The sequence below is a fragment of the Microbacterium sp. NPDC055599 genome (assembly GCF_053618975.1).
Map to the genome: position 1 here is coordinate 179,320 of NZ_JBSHIM010000008.1, position 19,691 is coordinate 199,010.

General features: G+C 70.0%; 23 protein-coding genes. 10 read left to right on the forward strand and 13 right to left on the reverse strand.

The genetic code is table 11. The features are described from left to right. Positions 1-94 precede the first annotated feature (94 nt). Positions 95-1,312 carry an ROK family transcriptional regulator gene (locus ACWGQ1_RS09970; RefSeq protein ID WP_136031098.1) on the forward strand — a complete coding sequence of 406 codons (1,218 nt, stop codon included), beginning with the start codon at positions 95-97 and terminating at the stop codon, positions 1,310-1,312. Here ACWGQ1_RS09970 and ACWGQ1_RS09975 read toward each other — a convergent pair. Both ACWGQ1_RS09975 and ACWGQ1_RS09980 read right to left on the reverse strand, forming a co-directional pair. Then, positions 1,264-2,400 carry a Gfo/Idh/MocA family protein gene (locus tag ACWGQ1_RS09975; protein ID WP_136037190.1) on the reverse strand — a complete coding sequence of 379 codons (1,137 nt, stop codon included), beginning with the start codon at positions 2,398-2,400 and terminating at the stop codon, positions 1,264-1,266. The two genes, ACWGQ1_RS09970 and ACWGQ1_RS09975, sit on opposite strands and share 49 nt — an antisense overlap. Further along, positions 2,400-3,206, reverse strand: coding sequence for a sugar phosphate isomerase/epimerase family protein (locus ACWGQ1_RS09980; protein WP_136031102.1), 807 nt, complete (start codon positions 3,204-3,206; stop codon positions 2,400-2,402). The genes ACWGQ1_RS09975 and ACWGQ1_RS09980 overlap by 1 nt, the downstream gene beginning before the upstream one ends. 106 nt (positions 3,207-3,312) lie before the next feature. Between ACWGQ1_RS09980 and ACWGQ1_RS09985 the strand changes: the two genes are divergently transcribed. Together ACWGQ1_RS09985 and ACWGQ1_RS09990 are read left to right on the forward strand one after the other, a co-directional pair. Beyond that, positions 3,313-3,963 carry a TetR/AcrR family transcriptional regulator gene (locus ACWGQ1_RS09985; RefSeq protein ID WP_136037191.1) on the forward strand — a complete coding sequence of 217 codons (651 nt, stop codon included), beginning with the start codon at positions 3,313-3,315 and terminating at the stop codon, positions 3,961-3,963. Next, positions 3,960-4,922, forward strand: coding sequence for an epimerase (locus ACWGQ1_RS09990; RefSeq protein WP_136037192.1), 963 nt, complete (start codon positions 3,960-3,962; stop codon positions 4,920-4,922). The genes ACWGQ1_RS09985 and ACWGQ1_RS09990 overlap by 4 nt, the downstream gene beginning before the upstream one ends. A gap of 42 nt (positions 4,923-4,964) precedes the next feature. Here ACWGQ1_RS09990 and ACWGQ1_RS09995 read toward each other — a convergent pair whose 3' ends face one another. The 4 genes from ACWGQ1_RS09995 to ACWGQ1_RS10010 all read right to left on the reverse strand — a co-directional run bounded on the left by ACWGQ1_RS09995 (position 4,965) and on the right by ACWGQ1_RS10010 (position 7,580). Further along, positions 4,965-5,909, reverse strand: a complete 945-nt coding sequence (locus ACWGQ1_RS09995) for a DUF1214 domain-containing protein (RefSeq protein ID WP_452312886.1) — start codon at positions 5,907-5,909, stop codon at positions 4,965-4,967. A 67-nt stretch (positions 5,910-5,976) separates the two neighbouring features. Beyond that, positions 5,977-6,360, reverse strand: a complete 384-nt coding sequence (locus ACWGQ1_RS10000) for a PLD nuclease N-terminal domain-containing protein (RefSeq protein ID WP_136037193.1) — start codon at positions 6,358-6,360, stop codon at positions 5,977-5,979. A gap of 38 nt (positions 6,361-6,398) precedes the next feature. Further along, positions 6,399-7,328, reverse strand: a complete 930-nt coding sequence (locus ACWGQ1_RS10005; RefSeq protein WP_136031111.1) for an aldo/keto reductase — start codon at positions 7,326-7,328, stop codon at positions 6,399-6,401. Positions 7,329-7,349: 21 nt separating this feature from the next. Then, positions 7,350-7,580 carry a helix-turn-helix domain-containing protein gene (locus ACWGQ1_RS10010; protein WP_206253032.1) on the reverse strand — a complete coding sequence of 77 codons (231 nt, stop codon included), beginning with the start codon at positions 7,578-7,580 and terminating at the stop codon, positions 7,350-7,352. 94 nt (positions 7,581-7,674) lie between these two features. Here ACWGQ1_RS10010 and ACWGQ1_RS10015 point away from each other — a divergent pair, with 94 nt between their 5' ends. From ACWGQ1_RS10015 to ACWGQ1_RS10025, 3 genes are read left to right on the forward strand one after another with little or no spacing between them, the layout of a single operon-like run. Then, complete coding sequence (locus ACWGQ1_RS10015; RefSeq protein WP_136031115.1) at positions 7,675-8,046, forward strand: helix-turn-helix domain-containing protein; 372 nt, start codon at positions 7,675-7,677, stop codon at positions 8,044-8,046. A 25-nt stretch (positions 8,047-8,071) separates the two neighbouring features. Next, positions 8,072-8,467, forward strand: coding sequence for an ImmA/IrrE family metallo-endopeptidase (locus tag ACWGQ1_RS10020; RefSeq protein WP_136031117.1), 396 nt, complete (start codon positions 8,072-8,074; stop codon positions 8,465-8,467). 33 nt (positions 8,468-8,500) lie between these two features. After that, positions 8,501-9,103: a GNAT family N-acetyltransferase gene (locus ACWGQ1_RS10025; protein WP_136031120.1), complete on the forward strand. Its 603-nt coding sequence runs from the start codon at positions 8,501-8,503 to the stop codon at positions 9,101-9,103. A 24-nt stretch (positions 9,104-9,127) separates the two neighbouring features. On the opposite strand, the gene ACWGQ1_RS10030 is transcribed toward ACWGQ1_RS10025, so the two are convergent. Beyond that, complete coding sequence (locus ACWGQ1_RS10030) at positions 9,128-9,334, reverse strand: hypothetical protein (RefSeq protein WP_136031122.1); 207 nt, start codon at positions 9,332-9,334, stop codon at positions 9,128-9,130. 88 nt (positions 9,335-9,422) lie between these two features. Between ACWGQ1_RS10030 and ACWGQ1_RS10035 the strand changes: the two genes are divergently transcribed. Beyond that, positions 9,423-10,034 carry a flavodoxin family protein gene (locus tag ACWGQ1_RS10035; protein WP_136037194.1) on the forward strand — a complete coding sequence of 204 codons (612 nt, stop codon included), beginning with the start codon at positions 9,423-9,425 and terminating at the stop codon, positions 10,032-10,034. Positions 10,035-10,059: 25 nt separating this feature from the next. On the opposite strand, the gene ACWGQ1_RS10040 is transcribed toward ACWGQ1_RS10035, so the two are convergent. Next, entirely contained in the window at positions 10,060-11,796 is a 1,737-nt protein-coding gene (locus tag ACWGQ1_RS10040) for a hypothetical protein (RefSeq protein WP_452312887.1), read from the reverse strand. A gap of 18 nt (positions 11,797-11,814) precedes the next feature. Beyond that, the gene (locus tag ACWGQ1_RS10045; protein ID WP_136031128.1) at positions 11,815-12,126 is read right to left on the reverse strand and encodes a DUF7882 family protein; all 312 of its coding nucleotides are present in this window, start codon (positions 12,124-12,126) and stop codon (positions 11,815-11,817) included. 120 nt (positions 12,127-12,246) lie between these two features. Between ACWGQ1_RS10045 and ACWGQ1_RS10050 the strand changes: the two genes are divergently transcribed. Continuing rightward, positions 12,247-13,251, forward strand: coding sequence for a hypothetical protein (locus ACWGQ1_RS10050; RefSeq protein WP_240745426.1), 1,005 nt, complete (start codon positions 12,247-12,249; stop codon positions 13,249-13,251). 96 nt (positions 13,252-13,347) lie between these two features. On the opposite strand, the gene nrdF is transcribed toward ACWGQ1_RS10050, so the two are convergent. Genes nrdF through nrdH form a run of 4 tightly spaced genes read right to left on the reverse strand, consistent with a single transcriptional unit; the run spans position 13,348 to position 17,175 of the window. After that, the gene (gene nrdF / locus ACWGQ1_RS10055) at positions 13,348-14,328 is read right to left on the reverse strand and encodes a class 1b ribonucleoside-diphosphate reductase subunit beta (protein WP_136031130.1); all 981 of its coding nucleotides are present in this window, start codon (positions 14,326-14,328) and stop codon (positions 13,348-13,350) included. 31 nt (positions 14,329-14,359) lie between these two features. After that, on the reverse strand, positions 14,360-16,504 hold the full coding sequence (gene nrdE / locus ACWGQ1_RS10060; RefSeq protein WP_136037132.1) for a class 1b ribonucleoside-diphosphate reductase subunit alpha: 2,145 nt from the start codon (positions 16,502-16,504) through the stop codon (positions 14,360-14,362). Further along, a complete protein-coding gene (nrdI, locus tag ACWGQ1_RS10065) occupies positions 16,501-16,935 on the reverse strand; it encodes a class Ib ribonucleoside-diphosphate reductase assembly flavoprotein NrdI (protein ID WP_136031133.1) in 435 nt (144 codons plus the stop codon). The genes nrdE and nrdI overlap by 4 nt, the downstream gene beginning before the upstream one ends. Positions 16,936-16,941: 6 nt before the next feature. Continuing rightward, positions 16,942-17,175, reverse strand: coding sequence for a glutaredoxin-like protein NrdH (gene nrdH, locus ACWGQ1_RS10070; RefSeq protein ID WP_017202656.1), 234 nt, complete (start codon positions 17,173-17,175; stop codon positions 16,942-16,944). Between the two features lie 423 nt (positions 17,176-17,598). On the opposite strand from nrdH, the gene ACWGQ1_RS10075 reads away from it, so the two are divergent. Next, entirely contained in the window at positions 17,599-18,762 is a 1,164-nt protein-coding gene (locus ACWGQ1_RS10075) for an MFS transporter (protein ID WP_136045880.1), read from the forward strand. Then, positions 18,759-19,676 carry a PfkB family carbohydrate kinase gene (locus ACWGQ1_RS10080; protein WP_452312888.1) on the forward strand — a complete coding sequence of 306 codons (918 nt, stop codon included), beginning with the start codon at positions 18,759-18,761 and terminating at the stop codon, positions 19,674-19,676. The genes ACWGQ1_RS10075 and ACWGQ1_RS10080 overlap by 4 nt, the downstream gene beginning before the upstream one ends. The last annotated feature ends 15 nt before the right edge of the window (positions 19,677-19,691 follow it).

The window sequence follows — 19,691 nt, forward strand, 5'->3', positions numbered from 1 at the left end:
CCGAACGACTTTTGCTAGCTTTTCGTCAAAAGTTGTTCGAACCGAATTCGAAGTTCTGCGTCTGCACTCCGAAGTGCTGTGGTTTACTGACCGAATGGTTGACGTGCTGAGGCCGGTCACGGTGCCCTCCCCGGGGACGGGCGAGATCTTCCAGATCCTCCGCGACGGCCAGGCGCGCACCAAGGCCGAGCTCGCGGCGCTCACCGGACTCGCCCGCTCGACGGTCGCCCTCCGTGTCGACGCGCTCCTCGCCGCCGGGCTCCTGCGGCCGGCGGGCGAAGCCGCCTCCACGGGCGGACGCCCGCCCGCGCGGGTGGCCTTCAATCCCCGCGCCGGACTCTCGCTCGCGGTCGACCTCGGTGCCACGCACGCCACGGTCGCGGTCGCCGATCTGTCCGGTGTCATCCTCGACGCCCGCACGCGCACGATCGACATCGGCGACGGCCCCGAGAAGCTCCTCGACACCATCCTCGCCGACGGCGCCGCGCTGCTCGCGGCGACCGCGGACGGACTACCGCTGGTCGGTGTCGGCATCGGGGTGCCCGGCCCCGTCGAGCACTCGACCGGACGGCCCACGAACCCGCCGATCATGCCGGGGTGGGACCGCTTCGACGTTCCCGCCTATGTGCAGCGGACATTCGACGTGCCCGTGCTGGTCGACAACGACGTGAACATCCTCGCGCTCGGCGAGCAGGCCACCAGCTGGCCCCGCGTCGACGACCTGATCTTCGTCAAGGTGTCCACGGGCATCGGCGCCGGCATCATCGCGGGCGGACAGCTGCAGCGCGGAGCCCAGGGGTCGGCGGGCGACATGGGCCACGTGCAGGTGCCGCGGGGGGCGGGATCCGAGCGCGATCCGGACGACGAGCGCGACCTCGAGGCCCTGGCCAGCGGCTCGGCCCTCGCGATCGCGCTGCGCGCGGCGGGGCACGAGGTGCACAGCGCCTCCGACGTGGTCGACCTGGTGCGCGGAGGCAACGCGGCGGCGATCGAGGCGACCCGGCAGGCGGGCCGCGACGTGGGCGAGGTGCTCGCCACCGTCGTGAACCTCCTCAACCCGTCGATCATCGTGCTGGGCGGCAGCATCGCGCGGGCCGGCGAGCATCTGCTGGCCGGTGTCCGCGAGGTCGTGTACCGCCGGTCGATCCCCCTCGCCACCCAGCACCTGGCCATCGTGCAGTCCCAGGCCGGAGACCGGGCCGCGGTGCTGGGGGCGGCGATCATGGTCGCCCGCGAGGTGCTCTCCCCCGCGAGCGTCGACCGCTATGTCGCGGCGAAGGGGTCGAAGTCGGCCGACAGCGCGCCGACCTGATCGAGCGTGCTGGCCACCTCGACGAAGCGGCGCTGTTCTGCGGCCTCCTCGATCGACAGCAGCGTGTCGAGCACGTGGTACGCGAACTCGCCCGTGGCGACGTGCGGGCGGTCGTCCGCGATCGAGCGGACCATGTCCAACAGGCCGATGCCGCGACCGGCGAGCACGCCCTCCTGGGCGACGTCGACGATCTCCTGCTCCACGGGCTCCGGCGGCACGAAGTGGCGCGCGAGCGGGCGGGTGATCGTGATCGGCCCCCCGAAGGTGTTGGGGTCGGGGATCGTGATCGTGCCCTCGGTGCCGGTGATCTCCACGATGCCCTGCCGCACGAGGGGCGAGTCGGTGCTGTAGAGGCTCTGGGCCTGGCCGCCGCCCTCGAAGTCGAGCAGCACGCTCAGCGTCGACGGGATCTCGACGGGGAACTCCTGCCCGGCGAGCTCGCCGACCTGCACCCGCCTGGTCGGCGCCCCCTGCAGCCCGAGCGCGGCGACCGCCGCCACCGGGCCGAACACGTGCACGAGCGTCGAGACGTAGTACGGGCCCATGTCGAGCAGCGGACCGGCGCCCTTGGCGTAGAGGAACGCCGGGTTCGGGTGGAAGATCTCCGGGCCCTGCCACTGGAACGTCGTCTGCCCGAACAGCGGCCGCCCGATGTCGCCGCGGGCGATCGCGCGCTTCGCGGTCTGCACCCCGGGGCCGAGCACCGTGTCGGGTGCGGCGCCGATGCGCCGTCCGGCCGCCTCGGCGGTGCGCAGCAGCCGGCTGGCCTCCTCCCGGCTCACGCCGAGCGGCTTCTCCGTCCACACGTGCTTCCCGGCGCGGATGATCGCCTCGGACACCGCGACGTGCGCGGCCGGGATCGTGAGGTTGACGACCACGGCGATGTCGGGGTCGTCGAGCACCACGTCCACGCCGCCCGCCCGCGGCACGCCGTACGCCTCGGCCTGAGAGCGGGCGCGCTCCGGGAGGAGGTCGCCGAGCGCGAGCACCCGCACGTCGGGGAACCGGGTCAGGTTCTGCAGGTACTGGTCGCTGATGTTGCCCGCGCCGATGATGCCGACGCCGACCGCGTCGCCTGCGCGCCCCATCAGCCCGCGACCTCCGCGTCGAGGAACCGCCGACTGCGCTCGATCGCGTCGAACAGGTCGCCCTCGTAGTGGTCGAACTCCACGATGGCGAGCTCGAGCGCGGGGGCCGCCGCGATGGCCGCCACGAGCGGGACGGCGCCGTCGCCCGCGGGCACCTGGTCCGCCGGCGGGTAGGCGTCGAGCAGGGCGGGGTCGAGCGTGCCGTCCTTGGCGTGCACCGCGATCACGCGGTCGCCCAGGCGCTCCAGCAGGGCCACGGGGTCGACCCCACCGCGCGCCACCCAGTAGAGGTCCACCTCCAGCACCACGCGGTCGTCGAGCAGGCCTGCCAGCACCTCCAGACCCGTCACGCCGTCGAACGCGGCCTCGAGCTCGTGGGCGTGGTTGTGGTAGCCGACGCGCACGCCCATCGCGGCGCCGACCTCGGCCGCGGCGTTGAGCAGTCGGGCGGTCTCGGCGATCTGCTCCACCGACTCCCAGCGGGCAGGTTCGGTGTACGGGTCGATCACGGTGTGCATGCCGAGCGTCTTCGCCGCCGCGAACACCTCGGCGGGCGCGGGCACGGGCAGGGTGGTGCCGCTGCCGTCCGGGTTGACGAACGACTCCGACGCCAGGAACGCGTGTCCGGAGGGCGCGGTGAGACCGGCGGCGGCGAGCGCGGCGGCCATCGCCTCGGCCCTGCGCACGAAGTCGTACGGCTCGACGGCCGTGAACCCGCGCGCGGCGACGGCGGCGAGAGTGCCGTCGAGGTCGGCCTCCAGCTGCTCGCGGATGGTGAACAGCTGCAGGGACGTCTGGATCGTCATCGGTCGTGCTCCTCGGGTCGTCGGCGACTCGCGGGTGGTGCCCCGCGCTGGCACGCTATCACCCAATACCTCCACATGGAAGTTTTGATCGCACTAGACTCGGGCCATGCCCCCCTCCTCCGGCGACGGTCCCGAGCGCCCACGCGTCCGCGGCGCCTACGCCAAGGGGATCGCGCGTCGGCAGGAGATCCTCGATCGAGCGATCGAGGTGTTCGCGACCCGCGGCGCCGACCGCACGAGCCTGCGCGCGATCGCCAGCGAGGTCGGCGTCACGCACGCCGCCCTCACGCACTACTTCGGCTCTCTGGAGGAGCTTCTGGTAGCCGTCTACCGCGAGAGCAACGCCCCTGGTCGGCACCCCGAGGCGCGAGACGACGCGACGCCCGTCGAGAGCATGATCCTGTCGGCCAGGGTCAACCGCGAGGTGCCAGGACTCGTGCAGCTGTACTCGACCCTGGTGGCCTCCGCGCTCGAGGAGGGCCATCCGGCGGCGAGGGAGTTCGCCACCGACCGGTTCGCGCGACTGCGAGCGAGCATCGCCGCGACCGTGCGGCAGCAGCAGCGCGAGGGGCGCATCCGCGACGACGCCGACCCCGAAGCGGTCGCGGCCCTGGTCATCGCCGCCTCGGACGGCCTGCAGACGCAGTGGCTGCTCGACCCCGACGCCCCGCAGCACGAGGCGCTGACGCTGCTGGACCGCCTGCTCCGCCCCACCCCGGGCGCCGAGCCCCGACCACCGGAGGATGACCGCGCATGAGCACAGGACGGGTCGTGGTGGGCGGGTCCACCGGATTCATGGGGCAGTACCTCACGGAGCGCCTGCGCGGACAGGGGCGGGAGGTCGTGACGGTCTCTCGCTCGGGCGCCGACCTCGCCTGGACCGATCAGGCCGGGATCGACGCGGCGGTCGAGGGTTCCGCGCTCGTCCTCGGCCTCGCGGGCAAGAGCGTCAACTGCCGGTACACGCCGGCGAACCGCGCTGAGATCTTCCGCTCCCGGCTCGACACCACCGCCGCCCTGCGCACCGCGATCGCGCGTGCCTCGGCCCGGCCCGCCCTGTGGATCAACTCGTCCACCGCGACGATCTACCGCCACGCCGAGGACCGGCCGATGACCGAGGCGGACGGCGAGCTCGGCAGCGGCTTCTCGGTCGAGGTCGCGAAGGCCTGGGAGCGGGAGCTGTTCGCGGGCGCGCTGCCCGGCACGCGCCGTGTCGCCCTACGCAGCGCGATCGTGCTGGGCGACGGCGGAGTGCTCGGCCCGCTGCGCACCCTCGCCCGCCTGGGCCTCGGTGGTCCGCAGTACGACGGGCGCTGGCCGGTGAGCCGTGCGCGCCGGGAGGCCGGCACCGCGCATCGCTTCGGCGCGCGCCGCGGTCGCCAGCGGTTCAGCTGGATCCACCTCGAGGATGTGGCGCGGATCGTGGAGTTCCTGGAGCAGACGCCGGCGCTGGAGGGTCCGGTGAACGCCGCGTCACCGAACCCCGTGGACAACGTCGCCTTCATGGCGGCCGTGCGTCGCGCGCTGGGGGTGCGTCTCGGCCCGCCGACGCCGCGGTGGATGCTGGAGCTGGGCGCGATCGGCATCCGCACCGAGACCGAGCTCGTCTTGAAGAGCCGGTGGGTGCTGCCCGAGAAGCTCCGTGCCGCGGGCTTCACTTTCCGCCACCCCGACCTCGATGAGGCGCTGCGCTCCTCCTTCGCCGCGTCGACCTGATCGCACCCCGGCGCGCGATCAGGTCGACGTCTCGGGCGAGGGTCACACCGAACGCTGCAGGGCCGGGAACGTCCAGCTCCCGTCGAGGAGCTCGGCCCGCGGACGGTACAGACGCACGAGGTAGTTCCACCCCTCCGGAATCGGGATCACGTTCGGCACGCCGTCGGGGTGGTCGCCGAACCGCACCGTGATGGCGCCGTCGTCGTCCCGGACTCCGGTGATGTTGTTGATCGTGTAGGCACCGCGGTCGTTCGGCTCGAAGAAGCCGTCGGCGTTGTACACCGAGATGGACCAGAACCCGTCCACGGGAACGTCGACCACTCGGAGTTCGTACCGCCCCTGCGGCAGCCGCGGGTCGACTCCGATGTACTGAGCCTCCCAGGAGGGCAGCCCTCCCCACCCCGCCGCGGTTCCGATCAGGTGCCGGATCGGATCGACTTCGGCCTCGGCCCCGAACATGCGGTCGAAGCCGCGCAGGTTCCGCGCAAGAGTCAGCAGCGCCCCGCGTGTCTCGTCCAGGTCCGCGGGGTCGTCGTCGGGGAGGGGGAACGGTTCGGCGGACGCACTGTCGATCCCGAGCTGATCCTGGAGCGCCGTCACGACGGCCACGTCTGCCTGGTCTTCCGGGTCGACGAGGATGCGCACCGCGACCACGACGTAGGGTGTGCCGAACCGCTCGGTGGTCAGCCGGTACTCTCCGGGGTCGTGGAAGACGGCGTCCACGTAGTGGCGTTCGTTGACGACCATCGCCGAGAGGTAGCGATCGCCGTGGTCCGGGATCGTGAGCGTCGCCCCCGCGCGGATGTCGACGACGGCGAAGCTGTAGAGCGTGTCGCGGTTGAGCCGGATGACCGTCTGATGCTCGATCGCGGCCGGCTCCCTGTTGTGTCGGAACCGGTTCACGCCCCCGGCATCGCGCTGCAGGTCGGACATCATGCGGTGGGTCTCGGCGACGGCGAAGTTCTCCACGTTCACGGGTGCGCTCATACCGGCATGATGGCACCGACGCGCACCCCGAGCCAGGATCGTCTCGAACGGCCGGTCTCCGAACCGTCTACGCTCCCGCCGCGGGCGCGTCGCCGTCGTCGCGTCGCCGCTTCTCGAGTTCCTCGCGCAACCGCCACTCCTCGATCTCGCGGTCGAGGTCGGCGATCTGCTGCTCCGTCGTGCGGGTGTCGCGGGGCCGGGAGGGGGGCGCCGTCACGGTGGGTGCGGCGGGTCGTTCGGCCCTCCGCATCCGGGGGATCGCGACGCCGCCCTCGCCGTACTCGCGTCCGAGCGCGAACCACAGCAGGCTTCCGACGAGCGGCAGCAGGATCACGATGATCAGCCACACCATCTTGGGCAGGTGCTTCACCTGCCCGTCGTCGCGGGTGATGATGTCGATCAGCGCACCGACCATCAGCGCGATGATCAGCAGCGAGAACAGGAACGGCATGAGTTCAGGGTAGACGACGGGTCGTGCGCCGCGCCGCCCTAGGGCAGGAGATGCCCGGCGGCGCGGAACAGCTCGTACCACTCGGGCCGCGTGAGGACGACGTCGGCGCCGGCCGCCGCGTCCCGCACGCGCTCGGGGGTCGTGGTCCCCAGCACGACCTGCATCCCGGCGGGGTGCCGCGTGATCCACGCGGTGGCGATCGCGATCGGCTCGACGCCGTACTGGGCCGCGAGCCGGTCGATCACGGCGTTCAGCTCGGCATACTCCGGACTCCCCAGGAAGACACCGGCGTCGGTGCCGCTCTGGAACGGCGACCACGCCTGCACCGTGATGCCGTTCAGCCGGCAGTAGTCGACGATGCCGCCGCCGTCGCGCACGATGCTCTGGTCGTGTCCGCCGATGTTCGCTGCGACCGGCTGCGCGATGATCGGCGCGTGGGTGAGCGACAGCTGCAGCTGGTTGGCGATCAGGGGCTGGCGGACGGCCGTGCGGAGCAGGTCGATCTGCGACGGGGTGTGATTCGAGACGCCGAACGCCCTGACCTTGCCGGAGGACTCGAGGTGGTCGAACGCGCGCGCGACCTCGTCGGGCTCGACGAGCGCGTCCGGTCGGTGCAGCAGCAGGACGTCGATGCGATCGGTGCGCAGCGCCGCGAGCGATCCCTCGACCTGGGTGACGATGTGGTCGTAGGAGAAGTCGAACATCCCCTGCGTCGGCACGATGCCGCACTTGGTCTGCAGCACGATCTCGTCGCGCTCGCCCGGGCTGAGGGCGAGCGCCTCCGCGAAGCGGGCCTCACAGCGGTGCATCGCACCGCCGTAGATGTCGGCGTGGTCGAAGAAGTCGATGCCGGCCTCGCGGGCTGTCGCATACAGCTCGCGGATGTGGGCGTCGTCCTTGTCGGCGATACGCATCATCCCGGCGATGACGGCGGGGGCGGTGGCGGTTCCGAAGGGCACGGTCTTCATGGTCGCCACGCTATCGCGCACTCACGGGTCCACGGCAGTCGAGAACGGCAGGAGGTCCGTCACCGGGATGTCGAGCGCCGCCGCGATGCGCGCGAGGTCGACCATGGTGAAGTCCACGCGCGCGTCGAAGAGGTCGTGCAGTCGACGAGCGGAGATGCCTGATCGATCCGCCAGCCGGTCGAGCGACACTCCGGCGTGCAGTCGCGCCGCCTCCACCGTCGATGCCATCGTGTGACTCAGTTCTGTCCCCATACGCCGACACTACCCCCACACGTGGACACTCACTCGGGAAGAATGAACCGATATGACGGCATCTTGATCTCGGAGCGCTGCTAGGGTGTGCCGAATGAGGACACCTGCCGAGCAGTTCAACGAGGCCGTCGGGCGGCAGATGCGGGCCGAGATCGCCGCCGCGCGCAGCAGCATCGCGGCGATGGCGCGCAGCGTGGGGATCGCACGCAGCGCCCTCGACAACTACGTCACCGGAAAGCGCGCGATCCCGGTGCCCGTGGTCTATGCCGTGTGCGCGACTCTCGGGATCGAGCCGCACGTCCTGGTCGCGAGAGCCGAGGAGCGCCTCGACGCCGACGGCACCACCGCCATCATCACTCCCCTGCGCCGCACCGCCGATGTCGCCACCCCGCGCGACAATACCCGCGAGGTCGCCTTCGAATCCGACGAGCGGCACGACGCCGACACCGACGACCTCTACGACTGACGCCGACGACCGTGGGAGGACGCACATGCAGCAGCTCCTCCTGCGCGCCGAAGACCTCGGTCTGCGCGTGATCGAGCGCCCGGGACGCACGCGCGGCGGGTTCGATCCCGCGACCGGCACCATCCGCCTCGCGCCGGGCATGAGCAGACGGACGGCCCGCAGCGTGCTGGCGCATGAGCTGGGTCACGCACATCTCGGTCATCGACCCACCGAGGTCCCCCACACCCGCGAACGCCAGGAACGGGCGGCGGACGAATGGGCCGCCCGGCTCCTCCTCACACCGCAGGCGTATGCCGCCGCCGAGCGGGCTCGCGGCGCGCACCTCGCGAGCCTCGCCTTCGAGCTCGATGTCACGGTCGAGATCGTCGTCGCCTTCCAGCGTCTGCTGCGCCAGGGGACCACCGCGACTCGGGCGGCGTGAGATCCACCCGCATCGCGCTGGTTGAATGGGGACATGGCCTTCCTCGTCCCACCCGCCCCCGTGACCCTGACCGGCGACCTCGTCGAGCTGCGTCCCCTCGATCGCTCCCACATCGACGGGCTGGTCGACGCCGTCCGCGAGGGCGAGCTGTGGAAGACGGCGTGGTACACGTCGGTCCCGGAGCCCGACGGCGTGGCCGCGGAGGTGGATCGGCGGCTCGGGCTCGTCGACCGCGGCGAGATGCTGCCGTTCACCGCGATCGACGCGAGCGGACGGATCCTCGGCCTCACGTCGTACTACGACATCGTCGCCGACGTGCCTCGGCTCCACATCGGCTACACCTGGAACCGCCCGTCCGCGCACGGGACCGGAACCAACGCGGAGTCGAAGCTGCTGCTCCTGCGGCACGCGTTCGAAACGCTCGGGGTGTTCCGCGTGGGGCTCACCACGCAGTGGGTCAACTTCCAGTCGCGCACGGCGATCGAGCGACTGGGCGCCAAGCAGGACGGCGTGATGCGCGCGATGAGTCGTTACCGCAACGGCGCGCTCCGCGACAGCGTCGAGTACTCCATCATCGAGCCCGAGTGGCCCGCGGTCCGGGCGAACCTGGAGGCGCGGTTGTCCCGTCGGCGCTGAGCGATCGCGCCGACGGGGTCGGCCTCACTCGGTCGGGCTGCCGGTCCAGTTCTTGGAGCGGCGCGTGGCCGAACCGCGCTGCCGCATCGCGAAACCGAGGGCGAGCGAGACCAGGATGATGCCGGCGCAGAAGGTGAGCGCGGCGGCAGTATCGGGAAGCTCGTGCGCGATCCCCAGCAGCCAGAAGCCCCCGAGGAAGAGGATCATGAAGAACAAGAAGCTGAGGATCACGGGATCTCCTGTCGTCGGTGCCCTACCAGGATAGCCCGGGCCCGGGAAGGCCCTGTGCCGCGGTCACCGGCCCTGGTGTGATCGTCGCATGACCAGTACGCTCACCGCCCTCGCGATCTCCTGCACGCTCAAGCCGTCCCCCGCGGAGTCGAGTTCCGATCTCCTCTCGCGCCAGCTGCTCGACGCCCTGTCCGCTCATGACGTCTCGGGCGACGTGGTGCGGGCCGTCGACTTCGACATCCGCCCCGGCGTCGAGAAGGACATGGGCGACGGCGACCAGTGGCCGACTCTGCGTCGGCGGGTGCTGGCGGCGGACATCCTCGTGTTCGTGACGCCGATCTGGATGGGCCAGCACTCGAGCGTGGCGCAGCGCGTGCTCGAGCGGCTCGACGCCGAGCTGAGCGAGACCGACGACCAGGGCCGCCCGATCCTGTTCGACAAGGTCGCGATCGCCGGCGTGCTCGGGAACGAGGACGGCGCCCACCACATCTCGGCGATCCTGTTCCAGGCGCTCGACGACATCGGCTACACGATCCCCGCCCAGGCCTCGGTGTACTGGAACGGCGAGGCGATGCAGACGGTCGATTACAAAGACCTCGAGGAGACCCCGGAGAAGGTGGCCTCGGCCATCCAGACGGCCGCGCGCAACGCGGCACACCTCGCACGGCAGCTGACCGCGCAGCCGTACCCGGCATCCTGACGCGAGGACACCCGCCGCGGCGCCCTCACTCCGTGGCCGCGAGGCGCCGGCGCCAGTAGTCGATCTCCGCCTTCGACCGTGGATGGCTGAGGGGATCGACCGCGGCATCGGCGTCGTCGAGCCACGCCTGCGCGGAGAGCCGGTCCCCGGCCACGCACGACAGGGCGCCGAGCGCGATGCCGGGCGTGAACGGTCGGGTGCGCAGGTGGAGCGTCGTCTCGGTGTGGCCGGTCACCGGATCCCGCACGCCCTCCGCAGCCGGGATGCCCTCCCCTGTGGTGAGCACCGCCGCGAGCCGAGCCCGGTCGCCGCAGGCGCCCAGGAACGGCACGATGGCCGAGCGCACGCGGGCGGCCAGCCGCTCGAGGGTGTCCTCCTCCGCGAACCACGCGCTCTCCACGATCGACACATCGAGCTGGTAGGGCTTCACCCGCTGCGGGTCGCGGTGGGCGGCGACGCCGTCCTCCGGATGCAGCGCCGGGAACAGCACGCCGTAGTGCACGCTCATGTGCAGGCCGCTGGAGAAGAAGTCGATGACCTCGACGCGGTCCTCCACGGTCCGCCGCCACGTGCGCCCCGACTTGCGGAAGCCGAATCCGCGCATCGTGCCGTCGACGTGGTCGCGCAACAGCCGATCGACCTCACCACGCAGCACCCGGGGGATCGGATTCGCCTTGGCCCGCACGGCCGCCGCTTTCTCCCGCTTCAGGTCGTCGTCGCGCGTCGCCGCTCGGGCCGTCGCCTCCGAGCCGAGCGCCGTTCCGATGCGCTTCACCAGATCGCGGCGTGCGATGCTCTCCAGCAGCGCCTCGAGCTCTGCGGTGTCGGCGGGCGCCTCGCGCTGCACCAGACTGTCGATCGCCGCGGTCGCCACCCGCAGGGCGAGCGACTCGGTCTGCGGGGGTCGCGTGGCGGCGCCCTGGCGGGCGAGCGCGCCGAGCAGCGGCGCGGGTACGTCGTCCGAGGACAGCCAGCGCGCGGCGACGACGGCCGCGCGCACGAGATCCTCGTTCGACGGCGTGAAGAGATGGCCGTCCGCGGCCACCCCGGTCTCGGCCGCGGCGCGTATCCACTCGCGCACCAAACGGCGGCCGGCGTCGGACTGCACGTGCTGCCGCGCCTGGCGCTGCCAGGTCTGGGACGGCGCCTTGTGTCCGAGCGCGGCCAGGTGCCGCACGATCGGTTCGATGTCATCCACGGGCAGCGCGCGGGCGAGTCGTCGTGCCCGCTCGGCCCACTCGTCTCCGTCGTCGACCACCGTGAGGTCGAGGACTCCCGACGGCAGGAACGACGCCCGCAGGCGGCGCGCGACCTTGAGATCCTTGTCGACGCCGTAGCGCGAGGCGAACCGTCCGGACATCAGCCCGTCGAGGTGCTGCACGCTGGCCTCGAGCGCCTCATACAGCTCGGCATCCCGATGCCCGGCGTCCATCGCCGTCTCGGCGCCGCGCAGCGCCGGGGCGCACACATAGCTCATGGCATCGATGGCGAGCGCGGCGCGCAGGGCGAACGCCGCGGTCTCCGCGTCCCAGGGCAGCTTCTTGCGCGGGAGGGAGCGGATGAGATCGTCTTCGGCCGATCGATGCCGCCACCCGTTCACGAGCTGCGGGCTGACGTCCATGATCAGCAGCAGTGCGACGAGCTGGAGGCGCGGTGTCGACGCTCTCCCGGCGAAGGCCTCCGCCCAGTCGGTGTCCGACGACACGGGACGACCGAGGGCCTCCCCCAGCTCACGGCGCAGTGCCTCGCGGGTCAGTGCCACGCCGGCACCGCCGAGCGCTTACTCGGCGGGACCATCGATGACTTCGTCGACCAGGCTGATACCTCCGGACGAGCTCGCCTCGACCATCAGCGCCTGGATCCACTTCACGTTGAGCTGCGGGGTCTCCGGCTCCTCGAACGTGAACCGGAGCGGGATGGACGGGTGCAGCCAGATGGTCGAGCGACCGGGGGTGTCGCCCTCGGGGTGACGCCAGGAGAGCGTGAAGCTCTCGTTGCGGCGGAGCTTGGTCGCGATCGCGACCTTGAGGTGTGCGAGGGCGCGGTCCTCGATCTGGATCTCGCTGCCGCTCCCGTACTGCATGGTTCCCATGCCACGACTGTAGCGGGCGACTCTCCCGCATGCGAAGGCCGTGCTGCGCTCGCGGGAGGAAGACTCGTCCGGGGCTGTCAAGGCCCTGGGGCCGGCGCGGTGCGGGTGTAGGTTCCGCGCATGGAGACGATCAGAGTGGGTCTCGTCGCGGATCCGGCGTCGCCCACCGCCGTTGCGCGCCGGATGACCGGCCTCACTCCACCGCTCGCCGCCGAGGCCGACGGATGGATCGTCGAGCTCGTCAGCGAGCCGTTCACCCTCGGGTCGGAGGATGTCGACGTCGCTCTGGAGCGACTCCGCTCGCACGCCGATCAGCACGGGTGGGACCTCGTCATCGGCGTCACCGAGCTTCCGCTCCGCGACGACGACGGCCGCTATCTCCTGGCAGCGGTCCACCCTCGACGGCGCTCCGCCGTCCTGTCGCTTCCCGCACTGGGAGGGTTCTGGGTGCAGCGCCGCGCACGACACGCGGTTCGGGGCCTCGTGGACGGGATGGCTGAACCCGTCTCGCCGGAAGAGCAGCGCCTGCCGCTCCCCCGGCTCAGCGCCCGGGGGCGTGTGCTCCTGGGCATGGTGCTGGCCAACCGCCCGTGGCGGCTCGCCGCGGGTCTCAAATCGGCGCTCGTCGCCGCCCTCGCCACCGGCGCGGTGGCGACCATCGAGCCGACCGTGTGGTCTCTCGCCCTCTCGCTGTCGCCCTGGCGCCTGGTGGCGGCGACGGTGGCCTCGATCGCGATCATCATCGCCTGGATCGTGATCGACGGCAGGCTGTGGGACCGACCCGACGACGACTCGCCCGCGGCGCGGGAGCGATCCCATCTCTACAACACCTCGACGCTGCTGACCCTCACCGTCGGGATCGTCATCTGCTATCTGACGCTCTACGTCGTGAACCTGGCATGGGCGCTGTTCGTCCTCGACCCCGCGGTCATGAGTGAAGACCTCGGGCGGTCCGTCGAGTTCGGCGATCTGTTCGTGCTCACCTGGTTCGTCGCGTCGGCGGCGACTGTCGGCGGGGCGTTGGGCACCGGCCTGGAGTCCGACGAGGCGATCCGGGCCGCCACGTACTCCAAGCGCGAGGAGGAGCGCCGCGCCCGGTTGGCCGACGAGCGCGACGCCCGGTGACGACTGCCGGGTGCACGTCCACGCGGAAGGGCCCCGCCACCTGCTCATGGTGAGCGGGTCGCGGGGCCCATCGATCGTCGACGTCGGCCGGGGGACTCAGAAGTCCCAGTCGTCGTCTTCCGTGGCCTCGGCCTTGCCGATGACGTACGAGGAGCCCGACCCCGAGAAGAAGTCGTGGTTCTCGTCCGCGTTCGGGGAGAGCGCCGACAGAATCGCCGGGTTCACGTTGGTGACCGTCGAGGGGAACATCGCCTCGTAGCCCAGGTTCATCAGGGCCTTGTTGGCGTTGTAGTGCAGGAACTTCTTGACGTCCTCGGTCAGGCCGACGCCGTCGTAGAGGTCCTGCGTGTACTGCACCTCGTTGTCGTACAGCTCGTAGAGCAGCGAGAACGTGTAGTCCTTCAGCTCGTCCTTGCGCGCCTGGTCGAGCGTCTCGAGCCCGCGCTGGAACTTGTAGCCGATGTAGTAGCCGTGCACGGCCTCGTCACGGATGATGAGGCGGATGAGGTCGGCGGTGTTGGTGAGCTTCGCCCGGCTCGACCAGTGCATCGGGAGGTAGAACCCCGAGTAGAAGAGGAAGCTCTCCAGCAGGGTCGAGGCGACCTTGCGCTTGAGCGGGTCGTCGCCGCGGTAGTAATCCGTGACGATCTGCGCCTTCTTCTGCAGGTTCGGGTTCTCCACCGACCAGCGGAACGCCTCGTCGATCTCCTTCGTCGAGCACAGCGTCGAGAAGATCGACGAGTAGCTCTTCGCGTGCACCGACTCCATGAACGCGATGTTCGTGTAGACGGCCTCCTCGTGCGGAGTGATCGCATCGGGGATGAGCGACACGGCGCCGACGGTGCCCTGGATGGTGTCGAGCAGCGTCAGGCCGGTGAACACCCGCATCGTGAGCGTCTGCTCGTCGGGGGTGAGCGTGTTCCACGACTGGATGTCGTTCGACAGCGGCACCTTCTCGGGCAGCCAGAAGTTGTTCACCAGGCGGTTCCAGACCTCGAGGTCCTTGTCGTCCTGGATGCGGTTCCAGTTGATCGCCTGCACGCTGTCGACCAGCTTGAGGGGTTCGTGCGGAGTCATTTCTCGTTGTTCCTTGGGGTGCGGAGGCCGGTCAGAGCATGCAGGAGACGCACTCGGTCATGTCGGTGCCCTCGAGCGCCAGCTGACGCAGGCGGATGTAGTAGATCGTCTTGATGCCCTTGCGCCACGCGTAGATCTGCGCCTTGTTGATGTCACGCGTGGTGGCGGTGTCCTTGAAGAACAGCGTCAGCGACAGACCCTGGTCGACGTGCTGCGTGGCCGCGGCGTACGTGTCGATGACCTTCTCGTAGCCGATCTCGTACGCGTCCTGGTAGTACTCCAGGTTGTCGTTCGTCATGAACGCCGCCGGGTAGTACACGCGACCGAGCTTGCCCTCCTTGCGGATCTCGATCTTCGACGCGATCGGGTGGATCGACGACGTGGAGTTGTTGATGTAGGAGATCGAGCCCGTGGGCGGCACGGCCTGCAGGTTCTGGTTGTAGATACCGTGCTCCTGGATCGACGCCTTCAGCGCGGCCCAGTCCTCCTGCGTCGGGATGTGCTTGCCGGCGAAGAGCTCCTTGACCTTCTCGGTCTCGGGAACCCACGCGCGCTCGATGTACTTGTCGAAGAACTCCCCCGACGCGTAGGTCGAGTCCGCGAACCCGTCGAACGTGGTTCCGCGCTCGATGGCGAGGTTGTTCGAGGCGCGCAGCGCGTGGAACAGCACCGTGTAGAAGTAGATGTTCGTGAAGTCGATGCCCTCCTCCGAACCGTAGAACACGTGCTCGCGGGCGAGGTACCCGTGCAGGTTCATCTGGCCGAGGCCGATCGCGTGGGAGCGGTCGTTGCCGTCTTCGATCGAGCGCACCGAGCCGATGTGACTCTGGTCGCTGACCGCGGTGAGCGCGCGGATCGCGGTCTCGACCGTCTGGCCGAGGTCGTCGGCGTCCATCGACAGCGCGATGTTCATCGAGCCGAGGTTGCACGAGATGTCCTTGCCGATGCTGTCGTACGACAGGTCGTCGTTGTACGTGGTCGGCGTGTTCACCTGCAGGATCTCGCTGCACAGGTTGGACATGTTGATGCGCCCCTTGATGGGGTTGGCCTTGTTGACCGTGTCCTCGAACATGACGTACGGGTAGCCGGACTCGAACTGGATCTCGGCGACGGTCTGGAAGAACTCGCGGGCGTTGATCTTCGTCTTCTTGATGCGCGGGTCGTCGACCATCTCGCGGTACTTCTCGGTGACCGAGATGTCGCCGAACGGCACGCCGTAGACCTTCTCGACGTCGTACGGCGAGAACAGGTACATGTCCTCGTCGTTCTTGGCGAGCTCGAACGTGATGTCGGGCACGACCACGCCGAGCGACAGCGTCTTGATGCGGATCTTCTCGTCGGCGTTCTCGCGCTTGGTGTCGAGGAACCGCATGATGTCGGGGTGGTGCGCGTTGAGGTACACCGCGCCGGCGCCCTGACGCGCGCCGAGCTGGTTGGCGTAGCTGAAGCTGTCTTCGAGCAGCTTCATGACGGGGATGATGCCGGACGACTGGTTCTCGATCTGCTTGATCGGCGCACCGGCCTCGCGGATGTTCGACAGGAGCAGGGCGACGCCGCCGCCGCGCTTCGAGAGCTGCAGCGCGGAGTTGATGCCGCGGGCGATCGACTCCATGTTGTCTTCGATGCGCAGCAGGAAGCAGCTGACGAGTTCGCCGCGCTGCGCCTTGCCCGCGTTGAGGAACGTGGGGGTGGCCGGCTGGAAGCGACCGGAGATGATCTCCTCGACCAGGTTGACCGCGAGCTTCTCGTCGCCGTCGGCCAGGGCGAGGGCCGTCATCACGACGCGGTCCTCGAAGCGCTCCAGGTAGCGCTTGCCGTCGAACGTCTTGAGCGTGTAGCTCGTGTAGTACTTGAACGCGCCGAGGAACGTCTCGAAGCGGAACTTCTTGGAGTAGGCCAGGTCGTTGAGCTTCTGCACGAAGTCGAACGAGTACTTCTCGATGACCGCACCCTCGTAGTACTCCTTCTCCACGAGGTAGTCCAGGCGCTCACGGAGCGAATGGAAGAAGACGGTGTTCTGGTTCACGTGCTGCAGGAAGTACTCCCGCGCGGCGCGCTTGTCGGCGTCGAACTGGATCTTGCCGTTCGCGTCGTACAGGTTGAGCATCGCGTTGAGGGCGTGATAGTCGAGCCCCTCGTATGCGGGGTTCACCTTGAAGGCCACCGTCTCGGTCACTGAAGTTCCCACCGTCGTTCCAATCCGTCGCTCACGCGATCCACGTCGTCCTGTGTGCCGAAGATCTCGAGCCGATACAAGTGAGGCACGTGGCACTTGCGGCTGATGATGTCGCCGGCGAGGCAGAACGCGTCGCCGAAGTTGGTGTTGCCCGCGGAGATCACTCCGCGGATGTGGCGCCGATTGCGCTCGTCGTTGAGGAACCGGATCACCTGTTTGGGCACCGCGCCCTTCTCGACGCCGCGCCCCGCACCCCCACCGTAGGTGGGGGTGACCAGCACGAAGGGCTCGTCAACGACGAGGTCTTCGTCCGTGCGGTGAAGGGGGATGCGTCGGGCGGGGAACCCGAGTTTCTCGATGAAGCGCGCGGTGTTACCCGACACGCTCGAGAAGTAGACCAGGAGCGGCGCTGCGGTCGCGACGGCGCTCATGGCCGATCACGCCAGGCGGGAGGCGAGCTCGTCGATCTTGTCGGGACGGAAGCCCGACCAGTGGTCCTCGTCGGTGACGACGACCGGCGCCTGCATGTAGCCGAGCGCCTTGACCTGCTCCAGGGCCGTCGGGTCCTCCGACAGGTCGTGGATCTCGTACTCGATGCCCTTGGCGTCGAGGGCGCGGTAGGTGGCGTTGCACTGAACGCAGGAAGGCTTGGTGTAGACCGTGATCGACATCTGATTCCCCTCGAATCTCTGGTTTCTCCGGCAGGCCCCCGCCGGGATCTCAATACTACATATGGGTGCGGACATTCGGAGTGACCACAAGGGGTAGTAGTTACATCCGTGTAGTTTTTCCACCGCTCTCCACTGATACAACACAGGTTCTCCACCGTTTCTTCCACAGGCGGAGGTGCGCTCGCCGCCCTCCCGAACCGCGTGAAATCGCGGCTGGGAAGACGCTGGGAGAGATCCATCCACAGGGGGCACCGTACGCCGGGCCTCGGACATCCGAATGCCTGTGGAATTCGCTCTTCGGCGTGTCGCGGGCGTGTCGCGGCGTGTCGTCCCCGACGCCGTCTCCGCAGCCCCCTCGCGGGCCGGTACCGTTGTCGGGTGGCGGGCTATCGGGATCTCCTTCGCACGCCGGGAGTCGGGCGCATGATCGCCGCCCAGCTCACCGCGCGGTTCCCCAACGGGATGATGTCTTTGGCGATCCTGCTGCACGTCGAACAGCAGACCGGCTCCTACGGATCGGCCGGTCTCGTGCTCGCCGCGACCAGCGTCGGGCAGGCCGTCGCCGGGCCGATCACCAGCCGCTGGATGGGCGCGTGGGGCATGCGTCGCGTGCTCACCCTCACCCTGACGGTGTGCGTGCTCGCCGTGCTCGGCCTGGCCGTCCTCCCGCTCTCGGTGCCGGGATACATGGCGCTCGGCATGGTCGCCGGGCTCTCCACCCCTCCCGTGCAGGCCGCTGTGCGCACGATCTACCCCAAGCTCGTCAACGCCCGTCAGCTCACCCCGCTCTTCTCGCTCGACGCCTCGCTGCAGGAGATCATCTGGGTGCTCGCCCCCGTCGTCATCACCCTGGTCTCCACCCAGATCGGCACGACCGAAGGGCTGCTGCTGGTCGCGATCGTGCTCGTGGGCGGCGGCGCGTGGTTCATCCTCTCCCCCGAGGTGGGGCGCGTGCGCATCCCGCGCAGCCGCAACGCGCTCGGCACGGTCGTGCTCAAGCCCCCCGTGCTGCTGGCCACCGTGATCGGCTTCCTCCTGATCGGCGCCTGCTCGGCCGTGGAGGTCGGCGTCGTCGCGACATTCGAGCACGGCAGCCTCGCGGCGGGCCTCATCCTCGCGGTGTTCTCGGCGGGCAGCCTGGCCGGAGGCCTCGCGTTCGGCCACATCCCGATCGGCCCGTGGGCCATGGCCCGACGGCTCCTCATCGTCACGGTCGGGCTCGCGCTCACCATGGTCATGCTCAACGCCTTCTGGCTCGGGGGCACCCTGATCCTGGCGGGCATCGGCATCGCCCCCGCGCTCGCGGTCCTGTTCGCCATCACGACCGCGAGCGTCAAGTTCAGCGAGACAGCCGAGGCCTTCGGCTGGGCGGGAACCGGGCAGCTGATCGGCGCCGCCGCGGGGTCCGCCGTCGCGGGCTTCCTCGTCGACGTCGGCGACTGGCGCGGCGCCTACCTCGCCGCCACGATCTTCGCCGGCGTCGGCCTCCTGGTCTCCATCGTCTTCGTCCGCGCCTTCCCCGACCTGCGTCACCGCGACGCGAGCCCGCATCCCGACACCGAACCCCTGGCGGTCACCCCCTCATGAGCCTCCCCGTCCCCTCCCCCGCGCCCGAGATCGTCTGCGTCGGCGAGTCGATGGCCCTGATCACCCCCACCGGCGCACCGCTCGCGGACGCCGACACCGCGACCCTCACCCATGCCGGCGCGGAGGCCAACGTGGCCGTCGGCGTCGCGGCGGCCGGGCACCGCGCCGCCTGGGCCTCGCGCCTCGGCGACGACCCGCTGGGCGACCGTCTCGCCGGCGAGCTCGAGCGTCGCGGGGTCGAGCTGTGGGTCGAGCGCGACGGGGACGCGCCGACCGGGGTCATGTTCAAGGATCCCGGTGTCGAGTCATCCGCGGTCTACTACTACCGGCGCGGATCCGCGGCCTCCCACATGGCTCCCGGTTTCCTCGACGCCGCCCGGCTCGACGGCGTGCGCATCGTGCACACCACCGGCATCACCCCGGCGCTCTCCGCTACCTGCCTTGCGATGGTCGATGCCCTGTACGCCGACGCCCGCGCCGCGGGAGCCACCGTGTCGTTCGACGTGAACGACCGCCGCGCCCTGTGGAGCCCGGAGGACGCGGCCTCGACGCTCGCGCGACTCGCGGACGCCGCCGACATCGCCTTCGTCGGCCGCGACGAGGCGGAGCGCATCTGGGGCACCGCGACACCGGCCGCGATCCGGGCGCACCTCCCCCACTGCGCGCTGCTCGTGGTGAAGGACGGCGACGTGGGCGCGACCGCGTTCACGCACGACGCCGAGCCCGTGTTCGTCCCGGCCCCCACGGTGGACGTGGTCGAGCCGGTGGGAGCCGGCGACGCGTTCGCCTCCGGCTTCCTCGCGGCGACGCTCGAGGGCGAGGACCTCGCCGCACGCCTGGCCGCCGGGCACGCCGCCGCCGCCCGGGTCCTGCGGATCGCGGCCGACCTGCCCCCGCTGACCCGCGTCGGCTGAGCCCCGCCGGGCCGA

Excerpts from the sequence above, each read along its gene's own strand:
- ACWGQ1_RS10000 (WP_136037193.1), bottom strand. The coding sequence starts at position 6,360 with ATGCCGTTCCTGTTCTCGCTGCTGATCATCGCGCTGATGGTCGGTGCG.
- ACWGQ1_RS09970 (WP_136031098.1), top strand. The coding sequence starts at position 95 with ATGGTTGACGTGCTGAGGCCGGTCACGGTGCCCTCCCCGGGGACGGGC.
- ACWGQ1_RS10005 (WP_136031111.1), bottom strand. The coding sequence starts at position 7,328 with ATGAAGACCGTGCCCTTCGGAACCGCCACCGCCCCCGCCGTCATCGCC.
- ACWGQ1_RS10035 (WP_136037194.1), top strand. The coding sequence starts at position 9,423 with ATGACCAGTACGCTCACCGCCCTCGCGATCTCCTGCACGCTCAAGCCG.
- ACWGQ1_RS10015 (WP_136031115.1), top strand. The coding sequence starts at position 7,675 with ATGAGGACACCTGCCGAGCAGTTCAACGAGGCCGTCGGGCGGCAGATG.
- ACWGQ1_RS10075 (WP_136045880.1), top strand. The coding sequence starts at position 17,599 with ATGATCGCCGCCCAGCTCACCGCGCGGTTCCCCAACGGGATGATGTCT.
- ACWGQ1_RS10010 (WP_206253032.1), bottom strand. The coding sequence starts at position 7,580 with ATGGGGACAGAACTGAGTCACACGATGGCATCGACGGTGGAGGCGGCG.
- ACWGQ1_RS09985 (WP_136037191.1), top strand. The coding sequence starts at position 3,313 with ATGCCCCCCTCCTCCGGCGACGGTCCCGAGCGCCCACGCGTCCGCGGC.
- ACWGQ1_RS10025 (WP_136031120.1), top strand. The coding sequence starts at position 8,501 with ATGGCCTTCCTCGTCCCACCCGCCCCCGTGACCCTGACCGGCGACCTC.
- nrdI (WP_136031133.1), bottom strand. The coding sequence starts at position 16,935 with ATGAGCGCCGTCGCGACCGCAGCGCCGCTCCTGGTCTACTTCTCGAGC.
- nrdF (WP_136031130.1), bottom strand. The coding sequence starts at position 14,328 with ATGACTCCGCACGAACCCCTCAAGCTGGTCGACAGCGTGCAGGCGATC.
- ACWGQ1_RS10080 (WP_452312888.1), top strand. The coding sequence starts at position 18,759 with ATGAGCCTCCCCGTCCCCTCCCCCGCGCCCGAGATCGTCTGCGTCGGC.
- ACWGQ1_RS10020 (WP_136031117.1), top strand. The coding sequence starts at position 8,072 with ATGCAGCAGCTCCTCCTGCGCGCCGAAGACCTCGGTCTGCGCGTGATC.
- ACWGQ1_RS10050 (WP_240745426.1), top strand. The coding sequence starts at position 12,247 with ATGGAGACGATCAGAGTGGGTCTCGTCGCGGATCCGGCGTCGCCCACC.
- ACWGQ1_RS09990 (WP_136037192.1), top strand. The coding sequence starts at position 3,960 with ATGAGCACAGGACGGGTCGTGGTGGGCGGGTCCACCGGATTCATGGGG.
- nrdH (WP_017202656.1), bottom strand. The coding sequence starts at position 17,175 with ATGTCGATCACGGTCTACACCAAGCCTTCCTGCGTTCAGTGCAACGCC.
- ACWGQ1_RS09975 (WP_136037190.1), bottom strand. The coding sequence starts at position 2,400 with ATGGGGCGCGCAGGCGACGCGGTCGGCGTCGGCATCATCGGCGCGGGC.
- ACWGQ1_RS10045 (WP_136031128.1), bottom strand. The coding sequence starts at position 12,126 with ATGGGAACCATGCAGTACGGGAGCGGCAGCGAGATCCAGATCGAGGAC.
- ACWGQ1_RS09995 (WP_452312886.1), bottom strand. The coding sequence starts at position 5,909 with ATGAGCGCACCCGTGAACGTGGAGAACTTCGCCGTCGCCGAGACCCAC.
- ACWGQ1_RS09980 (WP_136031102.1), bottom strand. The coding sequence starts at position 3,206 with ATGACGATCCAGACGTCCCTGCAGCTGTTCACCATCCGCGAGCAGCTG.